This is a genomic window from Stappia indica, from assembly GCF_020177335.1.
GTDB lineage: Bacteria > Pseudomonadota > Alphaproteobacteria > Rhizobiales > Stappiaceae > Stappia > Stappia indica_B.
The window spans coordinates 606,101-630,958 of sequence record NZ_JAIVMG010000001.1; the positions used below are offsets into that span (position 1 = coordinate 606,101).

A 24,858-nucleotide genomic window follows, 5' to 3' on the forward strand; every position below is an offset into this window, starting at 1 on the left:
GCGCGCGTTTCGCCACATGCCGCCATGAAGCGATAAGACATGCTGTTCAAACGCCGTGACAAGCCCAACCACCTGGAACGCCTGCGGGTCGCGGTCTGGCCGCGCCACAGCTGGGCCCGGTCGGCCCGTTATTTCTCCAAGCGGGTGCTTCGACTGACCGCCAGTCCGAACGCCATCGCGCTCGGTTTCGCCGCCGGGGCGTTTGCCTCCATCACCCCGTTCGTCGGACTGCATTTCCTGCTCAGCTTCGCCATCGCCTTTCTGATTGGCGGCAACATGCTCGCCGCAGCGCTCGGCACCTCGATCGGCAACCCGCTGACCTTCCCGTTTATCTGGGCGTCCACCTACAAGGTCGGTTCGCTGCTGCTCTACGGCGAGGCACGCACGGTCTCTGGTGGCCACATGGGCGCGCATATGGGCGGCGGCCTCCTGCAATCCTCTCTCGACACGCTGCTGCCGCTCCTCAAGCCGATGCTGGTCGGCGCCTTGCCCATCGGCTTGGCGGTTGCGGGGCTCTTCTATTTTCTGGTCTACTACAGCGTCCGGACCTATCAGCGTGCACGGCGCCAGCGGCTTTCCGCCCGGCGTGGCTCGTCCCCGGACAACGGGCGTGGCGGCGTGGATTCGTCGGCGGCCTGATCCTTCGTTCCACTCCGCCGCACCCCGGCCCGCCGGACACGCCCCTCATTGACGATCGCCCGCCAACTGCCTTGACAGGAGCTTCCCGCATGACGACCCAACGCCTGCGTCTCGGCGTGAACATCGATCACGTCGCCACCGTTCGCAATGCGCGTGGCGGAGCCGCGCCCGATCCGGTGCGCGCGGCAAAGCTGGCGGCCTCCGCCGGGGCCGACGGGATCACCGCGCATCTGCGGGAAGACCGGCGGCACATTCTCGATGCGGATATCGAGCGCCTGCGGGCCGACGTCGCCTTGCCGCTCAATTTCGAGATGGCCGCGACCGACGAAATGCTGGCAATTGCCCTGCGCACCCGCCCCCATGCCGCCTGCCTCGTTCCGGAAAAGCGCGAGGAGCGCACGACCGAGGGCGGGCTGGACGCCATCGGCGGCCACACCCATCTCCTGCCGATCGTCACCAGGCTGGTGGAGGCGGACATTCGCGTCTCGCTCTTCGTCGAGGCCGACCCCGCCCAGCTCGATGCCGCCACCGCGCTTGGCGCGCAGGTGGTGGAGCTGCACACCGGGCGCTACTGCGACCTCTCCCTGGAAGGGGACACGGACGGCGCCGCGCGCGAGCTGGAGCGCATTCGCACTGCTGCCCGTCATGGCGCCGCCATCGGCCTTGAGGTGCATGCCGGTCACGGCCTGACCTTCGACACCGTCGGACCGATTGCCGCGATCCCCGAGTTCGCCGAGCTGAACATCGGCCATTTCCTGATCGGCGAGGCAATTTTCACCGGTCTCGAGGCCGCCATTGCCGAAATGCGCCGGCGCATGGATGATAGCCGCAAGGGAGCGCGCTGACAGATGATCGTCGGAATTGGAACGGACCTGATCGACATCAGGCGGATCGAGAAGACCCTCGACCGCTTCGGCGAGCGGTTCGTCCAACGCGTCTTCACCGAGGAAGAGCGCGCCCGATCCGACCGCAAGCGGCTGCGCGCGGCCTCCTATGCCAAGCGGTTCGCGGCCAAGGAGGCCTGCTCGAAGGCGCTTGGCACCGGCATCCGCATGGGCATCAACTGGCGAGAGATGGGGGTCATCAACCTTCCTTCCGGCCAGCCGACACTGCATCTGACCGGCTCCGCCGCCGCCCGGCTCGACAGCCTGCTGCCGGCTGGCTTTCGTGCCCGGATCGACCTGACCATCACCGACGATCCGCCGCTGGCACAGGCCTTCGTGGTCATCAGCGCGTGGCCCGCCGACTGGCCGGACCTGCCCCGCCCCCTCACCTCCACCGATTGAGAAGGACGGCGGAGGCGGCGTCTTTGCGTTGCGCCCGGACATGCGAGCCGGTACAAGCCTTTGGCGGCTGGTTGTTCGAACATGTCTCCCCATGCTTGAACCCGGCTTTTTCCAATCGTGCCGTGATCCGGTCTCGCGCCCAACACGCAAGGCCAGACGACGGCAAGCGGTGCCATAAGATGATCCCGGCGAGGTTCGACGCATCGTCCCTGACCGGCAAGGGCTCCTGAAGAGAGAGATGAGCGTGTCTGAGGAAAAAAAGAGCAAAGACGGTGGCCTCTACGATACCGCCAAGGTGCTTGCACAGGCCCTGATCCTTGCCCTGATCGTGCGGACGCTGCTGTTCCAGCCATTCAACATCCCCTCAGGGTCGATGATGGACACGCTGCTGATCGGCGACTATCTGTTCGTCTCCAAATACAGCTACGGCTACTCCCGGTATTCGGTGCCCTACGGCCTTCTGCCGATCGAGGGCCGCATCTGGGCGTCGGAGCCGAAGCGGGGCGATATCGCGGTGTTCAAGCTGCCGCGCGACAACTCGACCGACTACATCAAGCGGGTGATCGGCCTGCCGGGCGATGAAATCCAGATGATCGACGGCGTGCTGCACATCAACGGCACCGCGGTGCCGCGCGAGCGGATCGACGATTTCATCTCCACCGATCCGTTTGGCAGCGTGCGCCGGGTCGCGCGCTATCGCGAGACCCTACCGAACGGCGTCAGCTACGACACGCTGGACCTGACGCCGCGCGGCACCTGGGACAACACCCGGGTCTACAAGGTGCCGCCGGGCCACTACTTCATGATGGGCGACAACCGCGACAATTCCACCGACAGCCGCGTGCTCTCGGCGGTCGGCTACGTGCCGTTCGAGAATTTCGTGGGCCGGGCGGAGATGCTGTTCTTCTCCGTGGACGAGCAGGCCTCGGCCTGGATGTTCTGGAAATGGCCGTGGACGGTGCGCGGCAGCCGGATCTTCCGGATGCTCTGAGCATCCCTTGCACAACGGACTGGACGGCAGGACATGACGGGCGAACAGAAACGGGCGGCCGAACGGGCGCTCGAACAGCGCATTGGCCATCGCTTCAAGCAGGGTGATTTGCTGACACGCGCCCTCACCCATGGCAGTGCGACCGCGCGCGGCGGCGCCTCGGAAACCAGCTATCAACGGCTTGAGTTTCTCGGCGACCGGGTCCTTGGACTGGCGGTGGCCACCATGCTGCACCATGCCTTTCCTCAGGCAGAGGAAGGCGAGTTGGCACGCCGGCTCAACCAGCTTGTGCGCCGCGAGACCTGCGCCGACGTCGCCCGCGACCTGAAACTCGGCGAGGCCATCGTCTTCGGTGGCAGCGAAGCCCAGGCGGGCGGGCGCAAGAAGACCGCGATCCTTGCCGATGTCTGCGAGGCGGTGATTGCCGCCGTTTATCTGGACGGCGGCCTGAAAGCGGCGCAAGATCTGATCGAGCGGCACTGGCGTCCGCGCATGACCAACTACAAGGGACCGTTGCGCGATGCCAAGACCATGCTCCAGGAATGGGCGCAAGGGCTTGGAAAGCCGGCGCCCCTTTATCGCGAAACAGAACGCAGCGGTCCCGACCACGCGCCGATCTTCGTCGTGCGGGTCGATATAGACGGGTACGATCCGGCCTTCGGCCGGGGCGGCTCGAAACGGATCGCCGAACAGAAAGCTGCCGAAGCCGCGCTGACGCGCGAAGGGCTATGGACGGAGACGAAAGACACGTGACCGATACTCCCGAGACCGGCGCACCGGCACAGGGCTCCCCCGCTGGTGACAGCGCCGCCACCCGCGCCGGCTTTGTCGCGCTGATCGGCGCCCCCAATGCCGGCAAATCCACCCTGCTCAACGCACTGGTCGGGCTCAAGGTTTCCATCGTCACCCACAAGGTGCAGACCACCCGCACGCTTGTGCGCGGCATTGCCATGCGCGGCAACTCCCAGGTGATCTTCATCGACACACCGGGCATCTTCCGGCCGCGCCGCCGCCTCGACCGGGCGATGGTCGACACCGCCTGGGGCGGTGCGCGCGAAGCCGATGTGGTGGCGCTGCTGATCGATGCCAAGAAGGGGATCGACGAGCAGGTGGAAGGCATTCTCGACCGTCTGGCCGACGTCAAGCTGCCGAAGATCCTGATCCTCAACAAGATCGACATCACCCCGCGCGAAAAGCTGCTGGAGCTGGCGCAGGCGGCCAATGCGAAAGTCGCCTTCGACGAGACCTTCATGGTCTCGGCGGCCAAGGGCCATGGCCTCGACAAGGTGATGGAGCACCTGGGCGCCGTCGTCCCTGAGAGCCCGTGGCTCTACCCGGAAGACCAGGCGTCCGATCTGCCGATGCGAATGCTCGCCGCCGAGATCACCCGGGAGAAGCTGTTCCTGCGCCTGCATGAGGAGCTGCCCTATATCTCCACGGTGGAGACGGAAAGCTGGCAGGAGCGCAAGGACGGATCGGTGCGCATCGAGCAGACGATCTACGTGGAGCGCGACAGCCAGAAGATGATCGTCCTCGGCCAGGGTGGCAAGACGATCAAGGCGATTTCCCAGGCGGCCCGGCTTGAGATCGCCGATGCGCTGGAGCAGAAAGTGCATCTGTTCCTGTTCGTCAAGGTGCGGGAGAACTGGGCCGACGATCCGGAACGCTACCGGGAGATGGGGCTCGAATTCCCCCGCTGACACGGCGCGGCGGAACGCGGGTGCCCCTATTCCGGCTCCCGTGATGGCGCTGACGGCCAGACGTACGGCGACAGCAGGACGACATGCAGTGGACCGGTGAAGGCATCATCCTCGCCACGCGCAAGCTGGGCGAGACCAGCGTCATCCTGGAGGTGATGACCCGCGACCGCGGCCGTCACCTCGGGGTGGTGCGCGGCGGGCGCAGCCGCAAGATGCAGGCGGCCCTGCAGCCGGGCAACGAAGTCGGGCTGGTCTGGCGGGCCAGGATCGACGATCAGCTCGGCACCTTCACCGTCGAGCCGCAGGTGATGCGCGCGGCCAGCCTGATGACCTCGCCGACCGGGGTCTACGGCATCCAGACCCTTGCCGCGCTGCTGCATCTCCTGCCAGAGCGCGACCCGCATCCGCAACTGTTCGACGGGCTGGAGACCCTGCTGCAGCATCTCAACGCGCCGCAGCTCGCCGGGCCGCTGATGGTTCATTTCGAACTGCAGCTTCTGGCCGACCTGGGCTTCGGTCTCGATCTCAGCGAATGCGCGGCGACAGGAACCGCCACCGACCTCATCTACGTTTCTCCGAAATCCGGCCGTGCCGTCTGCCGCGAGGCCGGGCGCCCCTATGCGGGCCGCCTGCTCGCCCTGCCCGCGTTCCTGCGTGGCCGCGACAGCGACACCGATCTGCGCCGGGCCGATCACGCGGATCTCGTGGATGCCTTTACCCTCACCGGCTATTTCCTGCATCGCTACGTCTACGAGCCGCGCTCGCTTGACGCCTCGCCCGCGCGGGAAGGCTTTGTCGAGGCGGTGAAGCGCGCGCTTGCCGCGTCATAGTTTCGCCCAATCGTCCCTGACGCGAGATCCACCGGCTCGGGCAGCCGCAAAAGCGCGCATTTCCGGGATTTTCCGCCGCATTTCATTGCGCGATTCGGCGAATGACTGTAGCCAAGGGGCATGGGAAAAGATCTGATTCCGGCTGGCGGCGTGGAGCCGATCAACCTGCGCGAAGCGCTTGAGGAACGGTACCTCGCCTACGCGCTCTCGACCATCATGCACCGGGCGCTTCCGGATGTGCGCGACGGCCTGAAGCCGGTGCATCGGCGCCTGCTTTACGCCATGCGCCTTTTGAAGCTCGATCCCGGCGCCGGCTTCAAGAAATGCGCCCGCGTCGTTGGTGACGTGATGGGTAAATACCATCCGCACGGCGACCAGGCGATCTACGATGCGCTCGTGCGTCTCGCCCAGGATTTCGCCGTGCGCTATCCGATGGTCGACGGCCAGGGCAACTTCGGCAATATCGACGGCGATAGCGCCGCCGCCATGCGTTACACCGAGGCGCGGCTGACCGATATTGCCGCGCGCACCCTTGACGGGCTCGACGAGGACGCGGTCGACTTCCGCGAAACCTACGATGGGCTCGACAAGGAACCGGTGGTGTTGCCGGGCGGGTTCCCCAACCTTCTGGCCAATGGCGCAGCCGGCATTGCCGTGGGCATGGCGACCTCGATCCCGCCGCACAACATTGGCGAGATCTGCGCCGCCGCGCAGCATCTGATCAAGAACCCGGACGCGGACACGCCCGATCTGCTGCAGTTCATCCTCGGCCCGGATTTCCCGACCGGCGGGCTTCTGGTGCGCAACGACGCCGCGCTGCTCGAAGCCTACGAGACCGGGCGCGGCAGTTTCCGCGTGCGCGCCCGCTGGGAGATTGAGGATCTGGGGCGTGGCACCTGGCAGGTGGTAGTCACCGAAATTCCCTATCAGGTGCAGAAATCCCGGCTGATCGAGAAGATCGCCGAGCTGTTGCAGGCCCGCAAGCTGCCCCTGCTCGATGATATTCGCGATGAATCCGCCGAGGATGTGCGCGTCGTGCTGGTGCCCCGCAGCAAGAATGTCGACGCCACCTTGCTGATGGAATCGCTGTTCAAGCTGACCGATCTGGAGAACCGTTTCTCGCTCAATATGAACGTCCTGTCCGGCGGCGTGGTGCCGAAGGTGATGGGCGTGAAGCAGGTGCTGCGGGAATGGCTCGACCATCGCAAGGAAGTGCTGGTTCGCCGCTCCAGCCACCGGCTCGCCCAGATCGAGCACCGGCTTGAGGTGCTCGGCGGCTACCTCATCGCCTATCTCAATCTCGATGAGGTGATCCGCATCATCCGCGAGGAGGACAACGCCAAGACCTCGCTGATGGCCGCCTTCGACCTGTCCGAGGTGCAGGCCGACGCGATCCTCAACATGCGTCTGCGCTCCTTGCGCAAGCTGGAAGAGCTGGAGATCCGCAAGGAACACGACAAGCTCACCAAGGAGCGGGAAGGCCTGCTCGCCCTGCTCGGCTCGGAAGCGCGCCAGTGGACCCGGATCAGCAAGCAGATCGCCGATCTGGCGAAGGCCTATCCCGCCGATAGCGAGCTCGGCAAGCGCCGCACCGATTTCGCCGATGCGGTCGACCGCGACCTGTCCGACATCCATCAGGCGATGATCGAGAAGGAGCCGATCACCGTCGTCGTGTCCGAAAAGGGCTGGATCCGCGCGCTGAAGGGTCACCAGAGCGACCTCACCACCGTCTCCTTCAAGCAGGGCGACGCGCTGAAGCTGCATCTTCACGCGGAGACCACCGACAAGCTGCTGGTATTCAGCACCAGCGGCAAATTCTTCACCCTCGGAGCGGACAAGCTGCCCGGCGGGCGCGGCCATGGCGAGCCGATCCGGCTGATGGTCGACATGGAGGAAGGCAGCGACGTGGTCGAGGTGTTCGTGCACAAGCCCGACCGCCGGCTGCTGGTCAGCTCCACCGAGGCGCGCGGGTTTGTCGTCAAGGAAGAGGACGTTGTCGCCAACACCCGCAAGGGCAAGCAGGTGCTGAACGTTTCAGCGCCGCATGAGGCCGCCCTGTGCGTTGCCGCCGAGGGCGATCATGTCGCCATCATCGGCCGCAATCGCAAGCTCCTGGTGTTCCCGCTGGCGCAGATCAGCGAGATGACACGCGGGCGCGGCGTTCGCCTGCAGCGCTACCGGGATGGCGGCGTCTCCGACATCACCGTGTTTGCCGCCGAGGAGGGCCTCACCTGGATCGACAGCTCCGGCCGCAGCTTCACCCGCAAGCTGGATGAGTTGACCGACTGGCGCGGCGACCGGGCGCAGGCGGGACGCCTGCCGCCCAACGGCTTCCCGCGTACCAACAAGTTCGGCCGGCGCACCCTTTAGGGGCCGGCCGGCCCTCTCCAGTCCTCAAGGCATTGCCGACATGAGCGAAAAAGCCGCCCCTCTGCACCGCGACGCCTTTCAGGTGTTTCGCACCATTCCCACCCGCTGGATGGACGTGGACACCTACGGCCACGTCAACAACGTGGAGTATCTCAGCTATTTCGATACGGCGGTAAACGGCTGGCTGATCGAAAACGGTGTGCTCGACCCGGCCACCTCCTCAGAGGTGTTCCTGGTGGTCGACACCCGCTGCAGCTACTTCTCAGAGCTGGTCTTTCCGGATGTGGTGCATGCCGGCCTCAAGGTCACCCGCCTGGGGCGCTCCTCGGTCAGCTATCGGATCGCCCTGTTTCGCGGCGAGGCCAAGACGGCGAGCGCGCAGGGCACATTTATCCACGTGCAGGTGGACAAACAGACGCGCCAGCCCACGCCGATCATTGGTGACCGGCGCGGGCTACTGGAAACAATTCAGGAACATCCCTGAAAATCATGTGATATCAGGAGGCTGCCTACCGGCTCCCGGGGCGACCCTGCGGACCATGACCGGGATCGCACCTGGACACGTCACAGACTTATCCCGAACTTTTCCACAGGCTATCCAGCGCTTTTCAACAGTCGGGACTTCTCGCGATCCCAGTCGCGGCGGCGCTCGGTCTCGCGCTTGTCATGCAGCTTCTTGCCGCGCGCCAACGCCAGTTCCAGCTTCGCCCGCCCGCGCTTGTTGAAGTAGAGCTTCAACGGAACGATGGTCTTGCCGTCTTTCTGGACGGCAAGCGCGAGCTTGGCCATTTCGCGCTTGTGCAGCAAGAGCTTGCGCTTGCGGCGCGGCTCGTGATTGAAGCGATTGGCCTGGAGATACTCCGGAATGTAGGAGTTGATCAGCCAGAATTCCCCACCCTCGTTGCTGGCGTAGGATTCGGCGATATTGGACTTGCCCAGACGCAGCGCCTTGACCTCGGTCCCCTTGAGCTCGATGCCTGCCTCGAAGGTGTCCTCGATCTCGTAGTTGTACCGGGCCTTGCGGTTGTCGGCGATCACCTTGCGGTTGCTGTCGGCGGCGCTCTTCTTTGCCATGGTCTCGTGTGCGCGGGGACAGCCGGAAAGGCCCTCCCCGCCGCGTCCTTCTAGTTCAACAGGCCGGCGTGCGTCATCGCATCGCGGATCGCGGCCTTCGTTGTGTCGGATACCGGAACGAGCGGCAGGCGCAGCTCGTTTTCCAGCTTGCCCAGCAGCGACAGCGCGTATTTCGCGCCAGTCGGGTTGGGCTCGATGAACAGCGCGTTGTGCAGCGGCGCCAGCCGGTCCTGCAAGGTCAGCGCCGTGGCGAAATCGCCGGCGAGCATTGCCTTCTGGAAATCGGAGCACAGGCGCGGCGCCACATTCGCCGTCACCGAGATGCATCCGTGGCCACCATGGGCGTTGAAGCCAAGCGCCGTGATGTCCTCGCCGGACAACTGAACGAACTCCGGACCGCACAGCTCGCGCTGGCGGCTGGCCCGCGACATGTTGGCGGTGGCATCCTTGACGCCCTTGATGTTGCGGCAGGTGCGGAACAGCTCGGCCATCGTCTCCGGCTGCATGTCGATCACCGACCGACCGGGGATGTTGTAGATATAGATCGGCAATCCGACGGCGGCGTCAATGGCCCGGAAATGCGCCAAAAGGCCCGCCTGGTTCGGCTTGTTGTAATAGGGCGTGACGACCAGCAGCGCATCGGCACCGGCCTTTTCCGCATGGGTTGCGAAATCGATCGCCTCGGCGGTGTTGTTCGAGCCCGCGCCGGCCATCACCGGCACGCGGCCGCCGGCCGCCTCGATGCACAGGCCGATGACGCGCTTGTGCTCGTCATGGGACAGGGTCGGGCTCTCACCGGTGGTGCCCACGGGAACCAGCCCGTGGCTGCCCTCTTTTATTTGCCAGTCCACAAACTCCTGGAACGCTTTCTCATCAACCGCGCCATTGCGAAACGGTGTGACAAGCGCGGGGATGGATCCCTTGAACATGATGGTCCTCATGGAGTGTGCAGTGCAAACAAACCCTTCGTGGGTGGCGCACCATAATCGTGACAGGCGGGCGAAGCAACCGACACTGACCGGCTGCCCCGGCGGTTTTTACGACATCCCGGCAACCGCGACGCGCCATCCGCGCTTCACGCACAACCGAAGCTTCAATCCGTCGAACAGGAGCGCTAATATGACGTAAAAATGTTGTGAGGAAACGCCCAATGCTACCAGTTGACGCGCCTCGGCCAGAGGCGAAGGAAACGCCTTGCCGCCGATGGCGGGCAGAAGACGGGCTGACCTTGAGCGCCCTGACCTGGCCGCCTGCCCCCTCCGACAATCCCCGCCTGCCCGTTCTCTGCCTGTCGGGCCTGTCGCGCAACGCGCGCGACTTCGAAGCGCTCGCGGCGGATCTGTGCGCGCGGGGCCACCGCGTCCTGGCGATGGACTACCGCGGCCGGGGCGCCTCGGATCGCGACAGCGACTGGCGCAACTATTCGGTGGAGCGCGAGGCGGAGGATATCGACGCCGGTCTTGCCGCCCTCGCCCCCGGCCGGTTCATCGCCATCGGCACCTCGCGCGGCGGCATTCACGCCATGCTGCTGGCCTGCCGCCACCCCGGCAGGGTGGCCGGGATCGTGCTCAACGACGTGGGACCGGAACTCGACCGGGACGGGCTCGCGCGCATTGCGGTTTCCATCGGCACCAACATGCGGGCCGAGGACTGGCAAGCGGCGGCGGACAGTCTGGAGCGCAGTCTCAAGGCGCAGTTTCCCGCGCTCGATGCGGCAGGCTGGCGACGGCTGGCGCATCAGTTCTACCGTGAGACACCGAACGGCCTCACCCTCGACTACGATCCCGCACTCCGCCACAATCTGGTGGAAGCGGTTCAGCCAGACGCCCCGCCCATCGACCTCTGGCCGATCTACGACCAACTGGGCGATGTGCCCCTGTTGATCCTGCGCGGCGCCCATTCGGACATTCTCACCGAGGCGACCCTGGCCGAGATGCTGCGGCGGCATCCGAATGCGGAAGCCATGACGATTCCCGATGAAGGTCACGCGCCGCTGCTGTGGGATGCGGAAACCCTTGCCCGGATCGCCGATTTCGCCGACCGCTGCACCTAAACCATTGGCCGTCAGCGGATATCGACCACCACCTGATCGGCATGGCCATCGGCATCGATCACGGTGATGGTCGAGGCACCGGGGCCATCGGGGCGGAAGGTCAGCGAGGTGGCGAAGGGGCCGCGCGCGACCGGAACGCCATTGGCCATCCAGGTGAACGGCCCGCGCCCGCGCCGCGCCTTGACCACCAGCACCGCCTCACCGCCCGTCGCATCAGGCTCCGAAAGCCCCAGATCAACCACCGCGCCATCTGGCGGATAGAAGATGTCCGGGCCGTTTTCCTCTGAAAGCAGCGCACGGCGGTCCGAGGTGCGGGCATAGCGCAGGGCGCCGGGGGCGTGCTCAGAGGTTTCCGCCTGCACGCCCGGCGGTGGGGCCGGCAGGCGCGTGCGCGCCGGCGCAACCCGCTGGAACGCCTCGAACAGCACCGGCGCGGCCGTGCGGAAACCGGTGATGCCGGGTACCGGCGTACCATCAGCGCGACCAACCCAGACGCCGATCACGTGCCGGCCGTCATAGCCCACGGCCCAGGCATCCCGATAGCCGTAAGAGGTGCCGGTCTTGTAGGCGACGCCTTCGCCGCGCGCGGCATCCGGCGGCGGCACCTCCGACAGGATATCGCCCACATACCAGGCAGCAGCCGGGGCGAGAATACGCCCGGATCCGGTGGCTCTTGCCTCTCCCACCGCCGGCGGCGGATCACTGCGTTCGCGCAGGACAACCGCCTTTCCACCTCGGGCAAAGCCGGCATAGAGCGCAACCAGATCCTCTAGCGTCATGCCGAAGCCGCCGAGCGCGACGGCCAGCCCCGGAGCTTCCCGCGTCGAGTATTGCGGATGGGCGCCGGAGGCGGCCAGCCGCTGGACAAAACGGGAAACGCCGACGGCATCGAGCAGCTTGACCGCCGGCACGTTGAGCGAAGCCTGGAGCGCCTCGCGCACTCGGACCGTGCCCTGGAACGCCCGGTCGAAATTGGTCGGGCTGTAGCCGGCCAGCAAGGTTGGCCGGTCCTCGATCAGACTGCCCGGGTGGGCGATCCCCTCCTCGAACGCCAACCCGTAAATCAGCGGCTTGAGGGTGGAGCCGGGCGAGCGCAGCGCCCGGGTCATGTCAACATGACCGAGCCGCGCCTCGGACAACAGCCCGGGCGAGCCGACCCGCGCCAGCACCTCACCGCTGCCATGGTCGGCCACCAGAATCGCCAGCGACACCTTACCGCCCAGCCGGCGCGCGCGCTCTTCGGCCAGCGCCTCCAGACGTGCCTGCACCCGGCTGTCGATGGTCAGACGCACCGTTTCGGCACCGGGGGCGGCCACCAACGCATCGCGCGCCGAATGGGCAGCCAGCATCGGCACGGCACGGCGCTGGCGCGGCACCGGATCGCGCCGGGCGGCGGCCGCCTCATCGGGCGCCAGAACCCCAGCGGACACCATCGCCTCCAGCACCCGGTCACGGGCTTGCCGCGCGGCCTTCGGGTGCCGGTCGGGCCGGCGCGCCTCCGGCGCCTGCGGCAGCGCCACCAAGAGCGCGCTTTCCGCCGGCGTCAGCCTCTTTGGCTCCTTGCCGAACCAGGTCAGGCTGGCGGCGCGCAGCCCCTCGATGTTGCCGCCATAGGGCGCGCGCAGCAGATAGAGGGTCAGGATTTCGTGTTTGCTGAACCGCCGTTCCAGCGCCAGCGCACTCGCCACCTGCCGCCATTTGGCGATGAGCGACCGGGTCGGCGTTTCCGCAAGCAGCCGCGCGGTCTGCATGGTCAGGGTCGAGGCGCCGGAGACGATCCGCCCCTGCCAGACCGCCTGCCCGGCCGCACGAATGAGCGCGCGCGGATCGACGCCCGCGTGCTCTTCGAAGCGGCGATCCTCATAGGCGAGGAGCATGCGCAGGAACAGCGGATCGACCTCATCCGGTTCGAGCGGCAGGCGCCAGCGATCATCCGGGGTCTGGAAGGCGCGCAGAAGCACCCCCTCTCGGTCCAGCACCGAGCGCGACACGGCGACCGGGCGCACACTGCCCGGCACCTCGGCCACATGGACCGCATAGGCAAGCGCGCCTGCTGCAACACCCGCGGCCAGCAGGCCGCCGCCCAGGACAAAAGTGGCAAGACGCAAAGCTCGCCGCCGGCGCACGGGGCCGTTCGGGGAGCGGGCCGGCAGATCGCCACCCGTTCCCCCCGTCGCGCCCCCAGACGCACCACTGCGGGTCATCCTGCTCTCCGTCGGCTCACCCTTGTCAGCGCTGCGGCCCAAGCACCTCAAACCGCCCGGTCGCGGTGGTCGCTGCCAGATCCGGGCGATACATGTCCTCCACCGTTGCCGGCGGATGGGCAAACTCACCGGGGATCGAAGCCCGCGCCAGATAGGCGAAGGTGTAGCTGTCCGTGTTCTGACCGCTCTGGTCGAGGGCGACCACGAAGCGATCGTCACGGAACTCCACATGATCGGCGGAATCGATGGTCGACAGCCAGTCGAGCGCCCCGATATCGCCGGAGCGGACCAGACGCGGGTTGTCGATGGTCAGGCCGGCGGGAAGCCGGTCGACCACCAGCATCCGGCCCTTGCCCGGGCGGTCGGCGGTCACCGTCAACACCACGGCAACGCGGGTGTTTTGCGCCACCACGCCGCCTTCCAGCGGCTTGCCGTCGAGGTCGAACAACTGCCGGGTGATCGTGTAGCCGCGCCCGCCGGCAGGTTCCGGCACGACCGGCTGACCGCTCACCGTCACGACCACGTCGCTGCCGGTATCGCCGCGATTTTCCACCCGCAGGTTCTCACGCATCAGGGCGTTGCCGCCGACCTTGCGCACCAGCCGCCCGGCGAGCGCATCGCCGTTGATCGCGAAACGGTCGGCCTCCGCGTTCACCTGCAGCTCATGGCCGGCCAAGAGCAACCAGGCCATGTCCTGGGTCGACAAGGCGCTGGTCCGGTCCTGCCGGTCCGCCACCTGACGGGTCAGCCCGGCGGCATCGACACCATCGAGCCCGGCCTTGGTCACGTAGGTCAGGACACCGGCGGCATCGCGCAAGGCGGTGCCATAGTCCTCACGATAGCCGGTGCCATCCCCGGCGGGGATCGACGCCAGCGCCGACTGGAACGCCTGCCGCGCGCGCTGCTTCTCGCCATAGCCAGCAAGAGCACCGCCCAACTGGGCCCGCGCCAGCGCCGAACCGAAGTCGTTCAGCTTCACATCGGCGTAGTAGCGCAGGTCCCCGACCGAGGCACGGCCGGCCCGGGCCAGCACATTCAGCGCATAGGCAATGCCCTCACCGCCATCGCGGAAGTCGGAGGCATAGGCGACCCGGTTCTCCAGATTGTCGAGCGCGCCGCTCAGGGCCTGCGCCGGGACGATGTGTCCCGTCTCGCCGGCACGGATCAGGAAGTCGGTCACATAAGCGTCGAGCCAAGGATCCTGCGACCCATAGCTCGACCACAGGCCGAAGGCGCCGTTGGAGCTCTGATTGGCGAGCACGGCGGCAATCGCCTTGTCGACACGGGCGGCGATCTCGTCGTCGCTCTTCAGACCGGCAGCGCTGGCCATCTCGTTGAGATAGAGCAGCGGCAAGGCCCGGCTGGTGGTCTGCTCGGTGCAGCCGTAGGGGTAGCGATCGAGCGCGGCGAGAAGGCCGGGGATGTCGATCCGCGCAGCTCCCCCAGCCGCCAGCGTCAGCGATGCGGTTTCCGGCTTCAGCCCGGACAGGCTGCCGCCATCGAGCGTCAGCGCCCCGCCCGGGGCCAGCGTGACGAAGGAGCGGCGGGTCACCAGCGGCGTGTTGTCCCGGACGCCGAGCGCCAGGCGCTTTTCTGCTATTTCGCCCCCCGGTCCGCTGATCGTCAGGTGGAGCGAGGCATCGCCCGGGGTCCCCCCGGCGCGCAGCGGCAGGCGCAGCGATTGCCGCTCGCCCTTGGCCAGCGTCAGGCCGCGCCCGCTGTCCGGCAGGTCCACCGACACCGGCCCGTCCACATCGACATGGATGCGGTAATCACCCGCGCCGCCATCCACATTGTCGATCTCGACGAGAAGGCGCGAAGCATCTCCCGGTGCGAGGAAGCGCGGCAGGGTCGCGGTCATCACCACCGGATCGCGCACGGTGACATCCCGTTCGCTGTGGCCAACGCCGCCGGCGCTCCAGGCCACCGCCATCAGCCGTAGCGTGCCGTTGAAGTCAGGCACGTCGAAGGACACGGTCGCCCGTCCCTCCGCATCCGTCTCGACGACACCGGAGAACAGCGCCACCGGCGCTTCCTGCGGCGGCGGTGCGGCAAGGGAAAGCCCCATGCCATCGCCGCCCGAGCGCACCCGGCCGAGCTCGCCGGCGGTGCGGTCGATCAACTGGCCGTAGTAGTCGCGAATTTCCGTCGCCAGACGCCGCTGGCCGAAATACCAGCCATCCGGGTCCGGCGTTTCGAAGCGGGTCAGGTTGAGAATGCCGACATCGACGGCGGCAAGGGTCAGATAGGCGGTCTCGCCCGCGCCCTGCCCGGCGATCCGGACATCCACATCAAGGGTGGTGCGCGGCAGCATCTGCTCCGGCGCCTCCAGCGAGACGGTGTGCACCCGCGCGCCCGGATCGACCTTCAGCCACTGCAGGCCAAGGGCCCGCGCCGGCATCCGCTTGGCGGCAATGTCCATCGGTCGCAACAAGGTCGCGGTGACATAGGCGCCAACGCCCCAGTCATCGGTCACGGTCAGCTCCACGTCGGCCTCACCGGCCTTGACCGGCAGCGCCCGCGTTTCGATCAGCTTCTCGTTGACCACATGGACAAGGGCGACGCCATCGAAGCGCGGTTTCATCCGCAGCCGTGCGGTCTCACCCACCCGATAGGCCGGCTTGTCGAGACCGACGTCCAGCACATCCGGGGTTTCCGACGAGGCGGAGGACACATACCAGCCGGCGTTGAACTCGGTGCTGGTTGCCGCCGGCTCGGTGCCATCGCGCACCACCTCCAGACGATAGCGCCCCCAGTCCACCGGCAGCGACACCCGCTGCGGCCCATCGGCGCCAATGTCCAGCGTGCCGCTGGCAACCCGGCGCGAGGTGGTCACCGGCTCGTAGGACCAGCGCCCATCCGAGCGGTACCACTGATAGCGGGTGTCCAGCTTGGCCAGCGTCCAGGTGACCTCGCTCATGGCCACCCGCGCGCCCTCGCGGTCGATGGCGATGACGTCGAATTCCGCCGGGCCGCCTTCCTCGACACCGCCATCGAAGGCCGGCTTGACGCCGATCCGCGCGCCATCGGGCAGAAGCGGCAACTCCAGCCCGCGCTCCACGTAGCGGCCACCGGCCTCGACAAGGCGGGTGACGATGCGGGCGGTGTATCCGGCCGTGGTCGGCTCCAGATCCGGCAGCGGCGGAACGAAGCTGCCCCGGCCCGCCTCATCGGTCACGCCGGCATCGGAAAGGATCGCCTGGTTGGGGAAGATCTGCTCGTCGGCCAGGCCAAAGACATAGCCCGGCCATGCTGCATTCTCCCGCGTCGGCGAGACAATCACCTCCCCTTCGATCCGCTGGCCGGAGGCCGGGGTGCCATAGAGAAACTTGGCGGTGAAGGAGACTTCCGGCGGATCGAGCGGATCAATCGCTTTCGCATCCGCTTCCAGCGTGAAATCGACGCGCTCCGGCTGGAAGTCCTCCACCAGGAAAGAGGTTTCCGAAAGGGCCGGTGCCTTCGGATCGGCATAGACGCGCAAGGTCCAGGTGCCCTGCTGCGCGCTGGCCGGCAGGGCCAGAGAATAGGCCCGGCCGCCTGCGCCCGCATCCTCGGTGACCGCGCGGCTGTGCTCGACGCCATCGGGCCGGGCAAAGACGAGCGTCAGCGGCAGATCGGCCCGCGCTCGCGCCCCCGGATCCCGGGCCATCGCACCCACATGCACGCTTTCGCCGGGGCGATAGACACCGCGATCGGTCCAGGCGAAGACATCGACAGGACCGGGCGAGGCCCGTCCTTCCACGCCGCGATCGCTCAGATCGAAGGCCGGTTTGGTGAGATCGAGGAACGCATAATCCCCCGTCTTGGTTTCCACCGCGACAAGCGCCGGCGCCCGTCCACCCTTGCCGCGCGACAAGCCGGCCGGGAAGCGGGCAATGCCTTCGCCGTCGCTGGTCGCCTCGCCCAGCACATCGTTGTTGACCGCAACGAGGCGCACGGTGGCCCCGGCGACCGCCTGCGCACTCGACAGGGCGCGCACCGACACCATGGTGCCGTCGCCGCCGGAATAGGCGCTGAGGCCGAGATCGGAGACGATGAACCACTGGGTCGCCCAGGGGCCCCAGCGGTTCGCCTGGTCGGTGGCGGCTCGTGCCACCATGGCGTAGATGCCGGGCTTCATGTCGAGGCCAATTTCCTCCAGCGGGACCGCCGTCGTCACGTCCTGATTGAGCCGCTGCGCCGTCTCCACGGTGCCGGACCAGACCTGCTCGCCGTATTCGTCGCGGATCTGATCGGCCTTGTAGCTGTCGAGTTGGGACAGCACGCGCCGGTCGCGCAGCGCCGAGGCCAGGCCGCGCTCGCCGATCCGGTAGATTTCCGTTTCCACCTCGCCGGTGTTGACCGACACGAGCGGGATGGTCGCCCCATCGCCCGCCGGCAGCACATAGGCCCGGCCAAGAAACCGCACCGCCGGGCTGCGGTCGCGCACGTAGACGGAGAGGTCGGCGGATTTCTCCAGCACCTCGCCGCTGGCGGAGGGCAGCCCCTGGCGCACGAGAATGCCGTAACGCTGACCGTGACGCACCCCGTCGACGCAGACCTGGGCGCCATCGCTTTCAACGGAGAACGGCCCCTCCCCGGTCGCCTTGACGAACGGTCCCATGTCGCGCGTGCGCGGCAACTCCTCGGAAAAGACCACGCAAACGCGCGGGCTCACCGCATCGGAATCGACCTGATGATCGAGGATGCGGAAGCCATGTTCCGCCACGAGCTGCTCATACCGGGAGCGCAGGTCGGCGCGGTCATCGAGAGCGAGCGCGGCACGCAGGGCCTTGATCGCCGGCTTGTAGAGCTGGCGCCGTTCCAGCGCCGAGGCGAGAAGATCATAGGCCTCGACCCGGTCCATGTCGGTGGCCGCCGCAAGATAGGCGTTGACCGCCGCCGCGCCACCATCCTGCATCACCTTGTTGCGCCGCCGCCAGTCATCCGGCTTCTGTCGCAACAACGACCGGGTCATGCCGGCCCACAGGCCGTAGTTTGTCGGCTCCAGCGCCAGCGACCGGCCAAAGGCCCGCTCTGCGGCTTCCGACTGCCCCTGCGCCAGAAGGCCGAAGGCGGAGGTGCCATCGCTCGCCGGGGTGAAGGCACGCGGGAGCTGGCGCGCATAGCGGCCGGCCTCGTCCATCAGGTTGCCCGGCAGGAAGGACAGATCGGCGCGGCGGGCATCCACCGTCGCCTCGTCCATCGCCTTGACCATCACGATACGCCCGGCAATCGCGCCCTTGAAGGCGTGCAATTCGCCGACGCTGGACTTGAGGAAGCACCAGCCGGCAGAGGTGTTGTAGGTCAGCGCCTGACAGCTCTTCTCGGCAACGCAGGCCGCCTTGCAGGCATCGAGATCGACATCCTTCAGCGTGCGCAGGTCCGAGCCGAAGTAATCCGCATTGTCGATGGTGACGATGCGCCGTTCCTCCGCCTGCCCAGCGCCCTGAAGAACGGCGAGCGACAAAAGCCCGGCACCGAACAGCACCCGGGAGATCCGGCCAATCCCCTTCGGCGCATGCGCCTTCGTCAGATTGTCTGCGCCCATGGCTCTCATCTCCCGTTCCCGTTTTTCGGCGCGTTCGGCTTTGCGCGCAACCGCCAATCGATATCCTGCCCCGAGGCAGGAGGAAAGAGGGCAAAGGCCTTGCCCCCTGTTTCCAACCGCGTCCGACACGCCCTGCGTTCGTCAAAGGGGACCACGCAATCGTGACAAGTCCAAGACCGGAACGGCCTTTCCCGCGATCAGGCGCTCACCATGAGCCGTTCCCGCCGCCGGCGCTCCAGATCCCGGGCAACGGCCCGGGCGCGGATCGCCAGTTCCGGCGCACGGGCACGCGCTGCGTCACTGCCGCTGAGGGCCAGCCGCTCCACCTCTTCGGCCATTTCCGCCAGCGACAGCGCGCCAAAGGTCGCGGCGAGCGAGACCAGAACATGACTTGAAGCGCGAATACGGTCGAGATCCTGTTGCCCCTTGTCCAGCGCCTCCGCCTCCGCATCGAGATCGAGCACGCAGCGATGCACCACCGCATCGCGCACCTCTTCCGGCAGATCGGCAATCAGCTCGGCGAACCGGTCGGCGTCGATCAACACGGGCGGCGAAGCCTCGGGCGGCGCGCTATCCGGCGCCCGGCCCACGGCCCGCCCCGCCAGCACCGCGCCCAGCGCGCGCCGGAGAACGGCCGAATCGACGGGTTTGGTCACAAAGGCATTCATGCCGGCGGCCATTGCCCGGTCGCGCTCCTCCACCAGGGCATGAGCGGTCAAGGCCACCACCGGAATATCGGCAAAGGCGGCGCCACTGGCCCGCAGGCGCCTCGTGGCCTCGATCCCGTCCACCACCGGCATGGAAACATCCATCAGCACCGCGTCATAGGGAGCCTGCGCCAGCATCTCCAGGACCTCGGCCCCATTCGTGGCGGTCTCGAACCGACAGCCCCAGCGTTGCAGGAAAGCACCCGTCATCATCCGGTTGGTGGCATTGTCCTCCGCGAGCAGGATCCTCGCCCCGTCCAGCTCGCAAGGTCCTTCCGCATCCGCGTTCTGTTCGGTCCGGGGCAAGACATCGACCGTCCCACGGGCAAGGCCCAGGTCGAACCAGAAGCGCGTACCTTCACCGCTGCGCGAGGCAAAATCGATGCTCCCGCCCATCCCCTCGACCAGTTCCCGACTGATGGCGAGACCCAGACCAACTCCCTCGCTGCGCGTCTCCCCTTGCGCCGGCAAGGTGGTAAAGCGTGCGAAGACGTTTTTCCTGTTCTTTTCAGCGATCCCCGCGCCTGTATCGGCAACGGAGAACCGCAAGGCCACATGCTCCGTTTCTGTTGCCAGCGTCGGGATCGGGGCAAGCGCCAGCTCGATCCGGATCCTGCCCCGCGCCGTGTGCCGGACCGCATTGGCAACCAGATTGATCAGCACCTGGCGAATACGCCCCGCATCCCCCACAAGAACGGTTGGCACCTTGGTATCGACCTGGGTCTCCAGGGTCAGACCCTTTTCTCCCACCCGAGCTGAAAACAGATCGCGAACATTTCCAATCAGGGCACGGGGGTCGAAGGGTGCATCGACAAACTCCAGGCGTCGAGCCTCCAGGCGGGAAAAGTCGAGAATGTCATTGAGGATCTGCAACAGGGCAAGCGCCGATTCCCGCGCCGTTTCGATGTATTTCTTCTGCTCACCGTTGAGCCGTGTGTGCAGCAGGAGATCAAGCAGCCCAAGCACCGCATTGAGCGGGGTTCTGATCTCATGGCTCATCATGGTCAGGAAGTTGGCCTTCGCCTGGCTGGCCGCCTCGGCGCGCTGCCGCGCCTCGTCGAGCGCCAGGGTCTTGGCCCTCTCCTCGGTGATATCGCGCATGAAGCCGATGATCACCCGCCCGCTGGCGCCGGTGACGTGGTTGAACGCCACCTCCATCAGGATTTCCGACCCGTCCTTGCGCAGCGCGATGACCTCGACCCGGTCGCCGATGAGCGTCGTCGGTTCCGCGTCTTGCAGGACCCGCATCTTGGTATCGAAGGCGGAGCGAAACCGTTCTGGCACCATAAGCTCCCGGACACGAAGCCCCATGACTTCGTCTTTCGCATATCCGAAGACCCGCTCCGCCGCCGGGTTGAACTCCCGGATCCGGCCGAACTCATCGATCACGATGATGGCGTCGAGCGCTGCCATGACAACGGCGCCGAGCCGGCTTTCGCTCAGCCTCAGCGCCTCTTCCCGCCGTTTCAGCTCGGTGATGTCAATACGCAGGCCCACCGTCTGACCATCCGGGGTCTGGCGCTCATACACCCTCAGCCAGCGTCCATCACCCAGCCGCTGTTCGATCGGCTCCGCCGGCGGTTCCCGATGCAGGCGCACCTGTTCGGCGATCCATTTTTCCGGGTTGGAATCGAGATCCGCGTCGGCATATTGGCCCGCTTCCACGCCAACCTTTACGATATCCTCGAACCGGACGCCGGGCCGGATCGCATGGGCACTGCGGGCATAGACGTCCCTGAACCGCTGATTGCACAGCAGCAGCCGATCTTCCGCGTCATAGACAACGAAGGCATCGGGCAGGAACTCAATAGCCTCGCGCAGGCGTGTCTGCGCCTCGCGAACCTTCGTTTCTGCAAGTTTGCTGGCGGACAGATCGCGTACAATGGCGACAAAACGGCAGCGGTCTCCCGTGCCTGCCTCCGAGAGCATCAGCTCCATCGGAAAGCGCTCGCCATTCTTGCGCACCCCGCGCACCTCGACCGGAACCTGCTCCTTCCGGGCGGCAAATTCGTGTAACCGGGGCACCTCGGCCGCTCCGGCCCGCGCTCCCACGCCAGGGACCAGCCGCGCGAAGGGCTCGCCGACAATTTCCTCCACGCTATAGCCAAACATGCCGCGGGCCGCCGGATTGACGCTCTCCACCACCCCCATCTCGGAAATGGTCACAAGCGCCTCGCCCATGTTGTCGACGATGGCACGCAATCGAACATCGCGGTCATGCATCTCGGCCATTTCCTGAAGCCGATGCACCTCTTTCTCTGCCAGATGCTGGGATAAGCGCGCCTCATGCTGGCGCCGATAGTACACCCAGAACAGCAGGAAGAGCGCCGACAGAAGGACCATCGAAACAAGGACGCCGCCGATCTCCAGGACGAATTCCGGTTTACCCAATGACCCCGACAGCGGGGCCCGGGCCGCAATCAGACCGGCGACGCCCTCAGCCGACAGAACGGGAACGGCCTGTGTGCCTCCCACCGCCTCGGCGCGATCATGACACCCCCTGCAAGTGGCACCGGCCTCGAACGGCACCGCCGCGAACAGCACGGTCTCGCCGTTCAGGTCCACAGCGGTCCGGAAATCGCGCGCGCCCCCGTCAATGACCTCCCGCAGCGCATCCCCGACCGGCAAGCCTGCGTGCATCCCATCGCGCGCGCCCCCGGGGGGCACGAACAGGAACTCGGGGCGATCCGGGGCAGCGCTGGGCCCGGTGGAACGCACCTGATGATAGGTGCCACTTTCCGCCACCAACGACAGCTGACCGGCAAGGACCTGCAGCGCTTCAGTTGTCCGGTCGTCGCCGACGTGCCGCGTCGCGACGAACAGGATGACGACATCAAGGGCAAGAAGCGTGACGATCGGAACGAGCAACGACCGCAGCATTCCCGAAACGCGACCTTGCATGAAACCCTCTTGAAAACGGATCGGCAGCGACTAGGTTGCAATCCCAACCATGAAACTGACACGGCATGGGTGCCCCCAGCTTATCGCAGTTTCGTCTTCCTGACACGCAAGGCGCGAACCTCCTCGTCCTTGCGTCCTTCCTCCTCTTGTCGCATGGCGCATGCCGGCCGGATGGGTCGCCAGTTCCCCATGCGAACAATCAGCCCAACCGAGGCCGCCATGACCGCTCTTGCCCAGTTCCCGATCACCCAACGCTGGCCCGCCCGCCATCCGGATCGGATCCAGCTCTACACGCTCGGCACCCCGAACGGCCGGAAGGTGTCGGTGGCGCTCGAAGAGCTCGGTCTGGCCTATGAGGCGCACAAGGTGTCGTTCGAGACCAACGACCAGTTCACCGCCGAGTTCCTTTCGCTCAACCCGAACAACAAGATCCCGGCGATCCTCGACCCGAACGGCCCCGAAGGCACGCCGCTGGCGCTGTTCGAAAGCGGGGCGATCCTCATCTATCTGGCGGAGAAGACCGGCAAGCTGCTGCCGGAGGCGCCCAATGCCCGCTACGAATGCCTGCAATGGCTGATGTGGCAGATGGGCGGGCTCGGCCCGATGTTCGGCCAGCTCGGGCATTTCCACAAATACGCGGCCGACAAGGTCTCCGATCCCTATCCCCGCGACCGATATCTCGGCGAGGCCAAGCGCCTGCTCGGTGTGCTCGAACAGCGGCTTGACGGCCGGGCGCATATCATGGGCGATGCCTATACAATCGCCGATATCGCGATCTTCCCCTGGGTACAGACCTTGCGCGAGTCCTATGAGGCCGGCGAAATCACCGGGCTCGACGCCTTGCCGAACATCAATCGCTGGCTGAGTGCCTGCATGGCCCGTCCGGCGTCCGTGCGTGGCATGGCCCAGCCCGGATAATCCGCGACACGCGCCCCCCCAGGCCAGGCCGCACGACGACACGTTGCATTGCGCGTTTCGTGCGGCCTATTCCGCACCGATCTCCGGGCCACTTTCCGGCTCGGTTTCCCGTGACAGGCCGCCCCGCTCACCAGGCATCGGCACCGGATTGGTCTTTTCCGGTACATCATAGCCCTTCTGCACGGCCGGACGGGCGGCCAGCGCCTCGTACCAGCGCCGCACATTCGGAAAGTCGTCCAGATCGATCCGCTGCCACTCGAAGCGGCTGACCCACGGCCAGATCGACACGTCGGCGACTGAATACTCCCCCGCCACGAATTCGTGGTCGCGCAACTGACCGTCGAGTACCCGATACAGTCGCGCGGCCTCGCTGTGGTAGCGCTCTTCCGCGTAAGCCGCCTTGCCCGGGTTGAAATGCAGGAAGTGATGCGCCTGCCCCAGCATCGGGCCGAGCCCGCCCATCTGCCACATCAGCCACTCGATCACCCTCAGCCGCGCCGGACCGGACGGCGGCAAGAGCTTGCCGGTCTTCTCCGCCAGGTAAAGCAGGATCGCGCCGGACTCCATCAGGCTGACACCCGCTTCGCGATCGACAATCGCCGGGATCTTGCTGTTGGGCGAGATCTGCACGAAGGCGGGACGGTGCTGCTCGCGGTTGCGAATGTCCACGGGGTAGACCGTGTAGTCCAGCCCGCATTCTTCCAGCATGATGGACACCTTGCGCCCGTTCGGCGTGGACCAGGTGTACAGATCAATCATTCCGAACTCCCCGATTGTGTGTCGCCGTCGCGTTCTGCCGTCCGCCGGCCCCGGGCGGCCGGGCGGCCGGGCGGCCGGGCGGCCGGGCGGCCGGGACCGCAGCCTGCCTCAGCGTAAGCGCACGCGCAAGAGCACGAATGACGCGCAGGGGGCACAGCACTGTTCACCCACCGCGAACAGTGAATTCAAAGCCACGCAGTTGATGCTGCCGCCTCCCGGGGCGATTTGTAGCGGGCGAGCGCCGGACCGGCGTTTTCAGCCCATCGCACGTTTCACCTGAGGAGATACCCCATGATCCGCACCGCCGCCGCGGCCCTTGCCACCGTTCTCGTCGCCGCTCCGGCCCTCGCCGAGCCGGTTGCCTATGCTTTCGACAAGTCCCATGCCAACCTGAGCTTTTCCTACAATCACCTCGGTTACTCGACCACCGATGGCCGCTTCGGCGACTGGACCGGCGATCTGGTCATCGACCTCGACGCCCCGGAAAACTCGAAGATCGCCATGAAGGTCGATGTGGCCACCCTGGACACGTTCTGGGAAGAGCGCGACAACCACCTGAAGAGCGCCGACTTCTTCGGGGTCGAAACCCATCCGCAGGCCAGCTTCTCCTCCACCGAGGTGCGCAAGACCGGCGACAACACGCTGGAAGTGAGCGGCGATATGACCATCAAGGGCGTCACCAAGCCGGTGACCTTTGATGTTACCGTCAACACCGTCGGTGAGCATCCGATGGCCAAGGTGCCGGCGGTGGGGCTCGACGCGACGGCGGTGGTCAAGCGCTCGGACTATGGCATGACCATGTTCCTGCCCTATGTCGGCGACGAGATCACGATTTCGTTCAGCGCCGAAGCCTTGCAGGCGAAGTAAGCACGAGAACACATCTCGGCGGAGCGGGC

Annotated in this window: 18 protein-coding genes; 12 read left to right on the forward strand and 6 right to left on the reverse strand. The window is 66.4% G+C overall.

Annotated elements, in window-relative coordinates:
• Positions 1–39: 39 nt before the first annotated feature.
• From LC062_RS02695 to LC062_RS02735, 9 genes are all read left to right on the forward strand, one after another.
• Positions 40–639, forward strand: coding sequence for a DUF2062 domain-containing protein (locus LC062_RS02695; protein ID WP_224909467.1), 600 nt, complete (start codon positions 40–42; stop codon positions 637–639).
• Between the two features lie 89 nt (positions 640–728).
• Entirely contained in the window at positions 729–1,484 is a 756-nt protein-coding gene (locus tag LC062_RS02700; protein ID WP_224909468.1) for a pyridoxine 5'-phosphate synthase, read from the forward strand.
• A 3-nt stretch (positions 1,485–1,487) separates the two neighbouring features.
• The gene (gene acpS, locus LC062_RS02705) at positions 1,488–1,925 is read left to right on the forward strand and encodes a holo-ACP synthase (RefSeq protein ID WP_224909469.1); all 438 of its coding nucleotides are present in this window, start codon (positions 1,488–1,490) and stop codon (positions 1,923–1,925) included.
• A 238-nt stretch (positions 1,926–2,163) separates the two neighbouring features.
• Positions 2,164–2,916: a signal peptidase I gene (gene lepB / locus LC062_RS02710; RefSeq protein ID WP_224909470.1), complete on the forward strand. Its 753-nt coding sequence runs from the start codon at positions 2,164–2,166 to the stop codon at positions 2,914–2,916.
• A 33-nt stretch (positions 2,917–2,949) separates the two neighbouring features.
• On the forward strand, positions 2,950–3,669 hold the full coding sequence (rnc, locus tag LC062_RS02715) for a ribonuclease III (protein ID WP_224909471.1): 720 nt from the start codon (positions 2,950–2,952) through the stop codon (positions 3,667–3,669).
• Positions 3,645–4,616 (forward strand): GTPase Era, encoded by a 972-nt coding sequence (era, locus tag LC062_RS02720; RefSeq protein WP_263625401.1) that lies wholly within the window; start codon positions 3,645–3,647, stop codon positions 4,614–4,616. The genes rnc and era overlap by 25 nt, the downstream gene beginning before the upstream one ends.
• An 83-nt stretch (positions 4,617–4,699) precedes the next feature.
• A complete protein-coding gene (gene recO, locus LC062_RS02725) occupies positions 4,700–5,446 on the forward strand; it encodes a DNA repair protein RecO (protein WP_224909473.1) in 747 nt (248 codons plus the stop codon).
• A gap of 120 nt (positions 5,447–5,566) precedes the next feature.
• A complete protein-coding gene (gene parC, locus LC062_RS02730; protein ID WP_224909474.1) occupies positions 5,567–7,816 on the forward strand; it encodes a DNA topoisomerase IV subunit A in 2,250 nt (749 codons plus the stop codon).
• A 40-nt stretch (positions 7,817–7,856) separates the two neighbouring features.
• The gene (locus LC062_RS02735) at positions 7,857–8,300 is read left to right on the forward strand and encodes an acyl-CoA thioesterase (protein ID WP_224909475.1); all 444 of its coding nucleotides are present in this window, start codon (positions 7,857–7,859) and stop codon (positions 8,298–8,300) included.
• 110 nt (positions 8,301–8,410) lie between these two features.
• On the opposite strand, the gene smpB is transcribed toward LC062_RS02735, so the two are convergent.
• Both smpB and dapA read right to left on the reverse strand, forming a co-directional pair.
• A complete protein-coding gene (gene smpB, locus LC062_RS02740) occupies positions 8,411–8,890 on the reverse strand; it encodes an SsrA-binding protein SmpB (protein ID WP_224909476.1) in 480 nt (159 codons plus the stop codon).
• A gap of 50 nt (positions 8,891–8,940) precedes the next feature.
• The gene (gene dapA / locus LC062_RS02745; protein WP_224909477.1) at positions 8,941–9,819 is read right to left on the reverse strand and encodes a 4-hydroxy-tetrahydrodipicolinate synthase; all 879 of its coding nucleotides are present in this window, start codon (positions 9,817–9,819) and stop codon (positions 8,941–8,943) included.
• Positions 9,820–10,118: 299 nt separating this feature from the next.
• Between dapA and LC062_RS02750 the strand changes: the two genes are divergently transcribed.
• Complete coding sequence (locus tag LC062_RS02750) at positions 10,119–10,943, forward strand: alpha/beta fold hydrolase (protein ID WP_224909478.1); 825 nt, start codon at positions 10,119–10,121, stop codon at positions 10,941–10,943.
• Between the two features lie 11 nt (positions 10,944–10,954).
• Here LC062_RS02750 and pbpC read toward each other — a convergent pair whose 3' ends face one another.
• The 3 genes from pbpC to LC062_RS02765 all read right to left on the reverse strand — a co-directional run bounded on the left by pbpC (position 10,955) and on the right by LC062_RS02765 (position 22,285).
• Positions 10,955–13,147 (reverse strand): penicillin-binding protein 1C, encoded by a 2,193-nt coding sequence (gene pbpC, locus LC062_RS02755; RefSeq protein WP_224909479.1) that lies wholly within the window; start codon positions 13,145–13,147, stop codon positions 10,955–10,957.
• 25 nt (positions 13,148–13,172) lie between these two features.
• Positions 13,173–18,677 carry an alpha-2-macroglobulin family protein gene (locus LC062_RS02760; protein WP_224909480.1) on the reverse strand — a complete coding sequence of 1,835 codons (5,505 nt, stop codon included), beginning with the start codon at positions 18,675–18,677 and terminating at the stop codon, positions 13,173–13,175.
• Positions 18,678–18,874: 197 nt separating this feature from the next.
• A complete protein-coding gene (locus LC062_RS02765; protein WP_224909481.1) occupies positions 18,875–22,285 on the reverse strand; it encodes a PAS domain S-box protein in 3,411 nt (1,136 codons plus the stop codon).
• Positions 22,286–22,504: 219 nt separating this feature from the next.
• Here LC062_RS02765 and LC062_RS02770 point away from each other — a divergent pair, with 219 nt between their 5' ends.
• Positions 22,505–23,203, forward strand: coding sequence for a glutathione binding-like protein (locus tag LC062_RS02770; protein WP_224909482.1), 699 nt, complete (start codon positions 22,505–22,507; stop codon positions 23,201–23,203).
• A gap of 66 nt (positions 23,204–23,269) precedes the next feature.
• On the opposite strand, the gene LC062_RS02775 is transcribed toward LC062_RS02770, so the two are convergent.
• A complete protein-coding gene (locus LC062_RS02775) occupies positions 23,270–23,962 on the reverse strand; it encodes a glutathione S-transferase family protein (RefSeq protein WP_224909483.1) in 693 nt (230 codons plus the stop codon).
• Positions 23,963–24,253: 291 nt separating this feature from the next.
• Between LC062_RS02775 and LC062_RS02780 the strand changes: the two genes are divergently transcribed.
• Positions 24,254–24,829 carry a YceI family protein gene (locus LC062_RS02780; RefSeq protein WP_224909484.1) on the forward strand — a complete coding sequence of 192 codons (576 nt, stop codon included), beginning with the start codon at positions 24,254–24,256 and terminating at the stop codon, positions 24,827–24,829.
• Positions 24,830–24,858 lie beyond the last annotated feature (29 nt).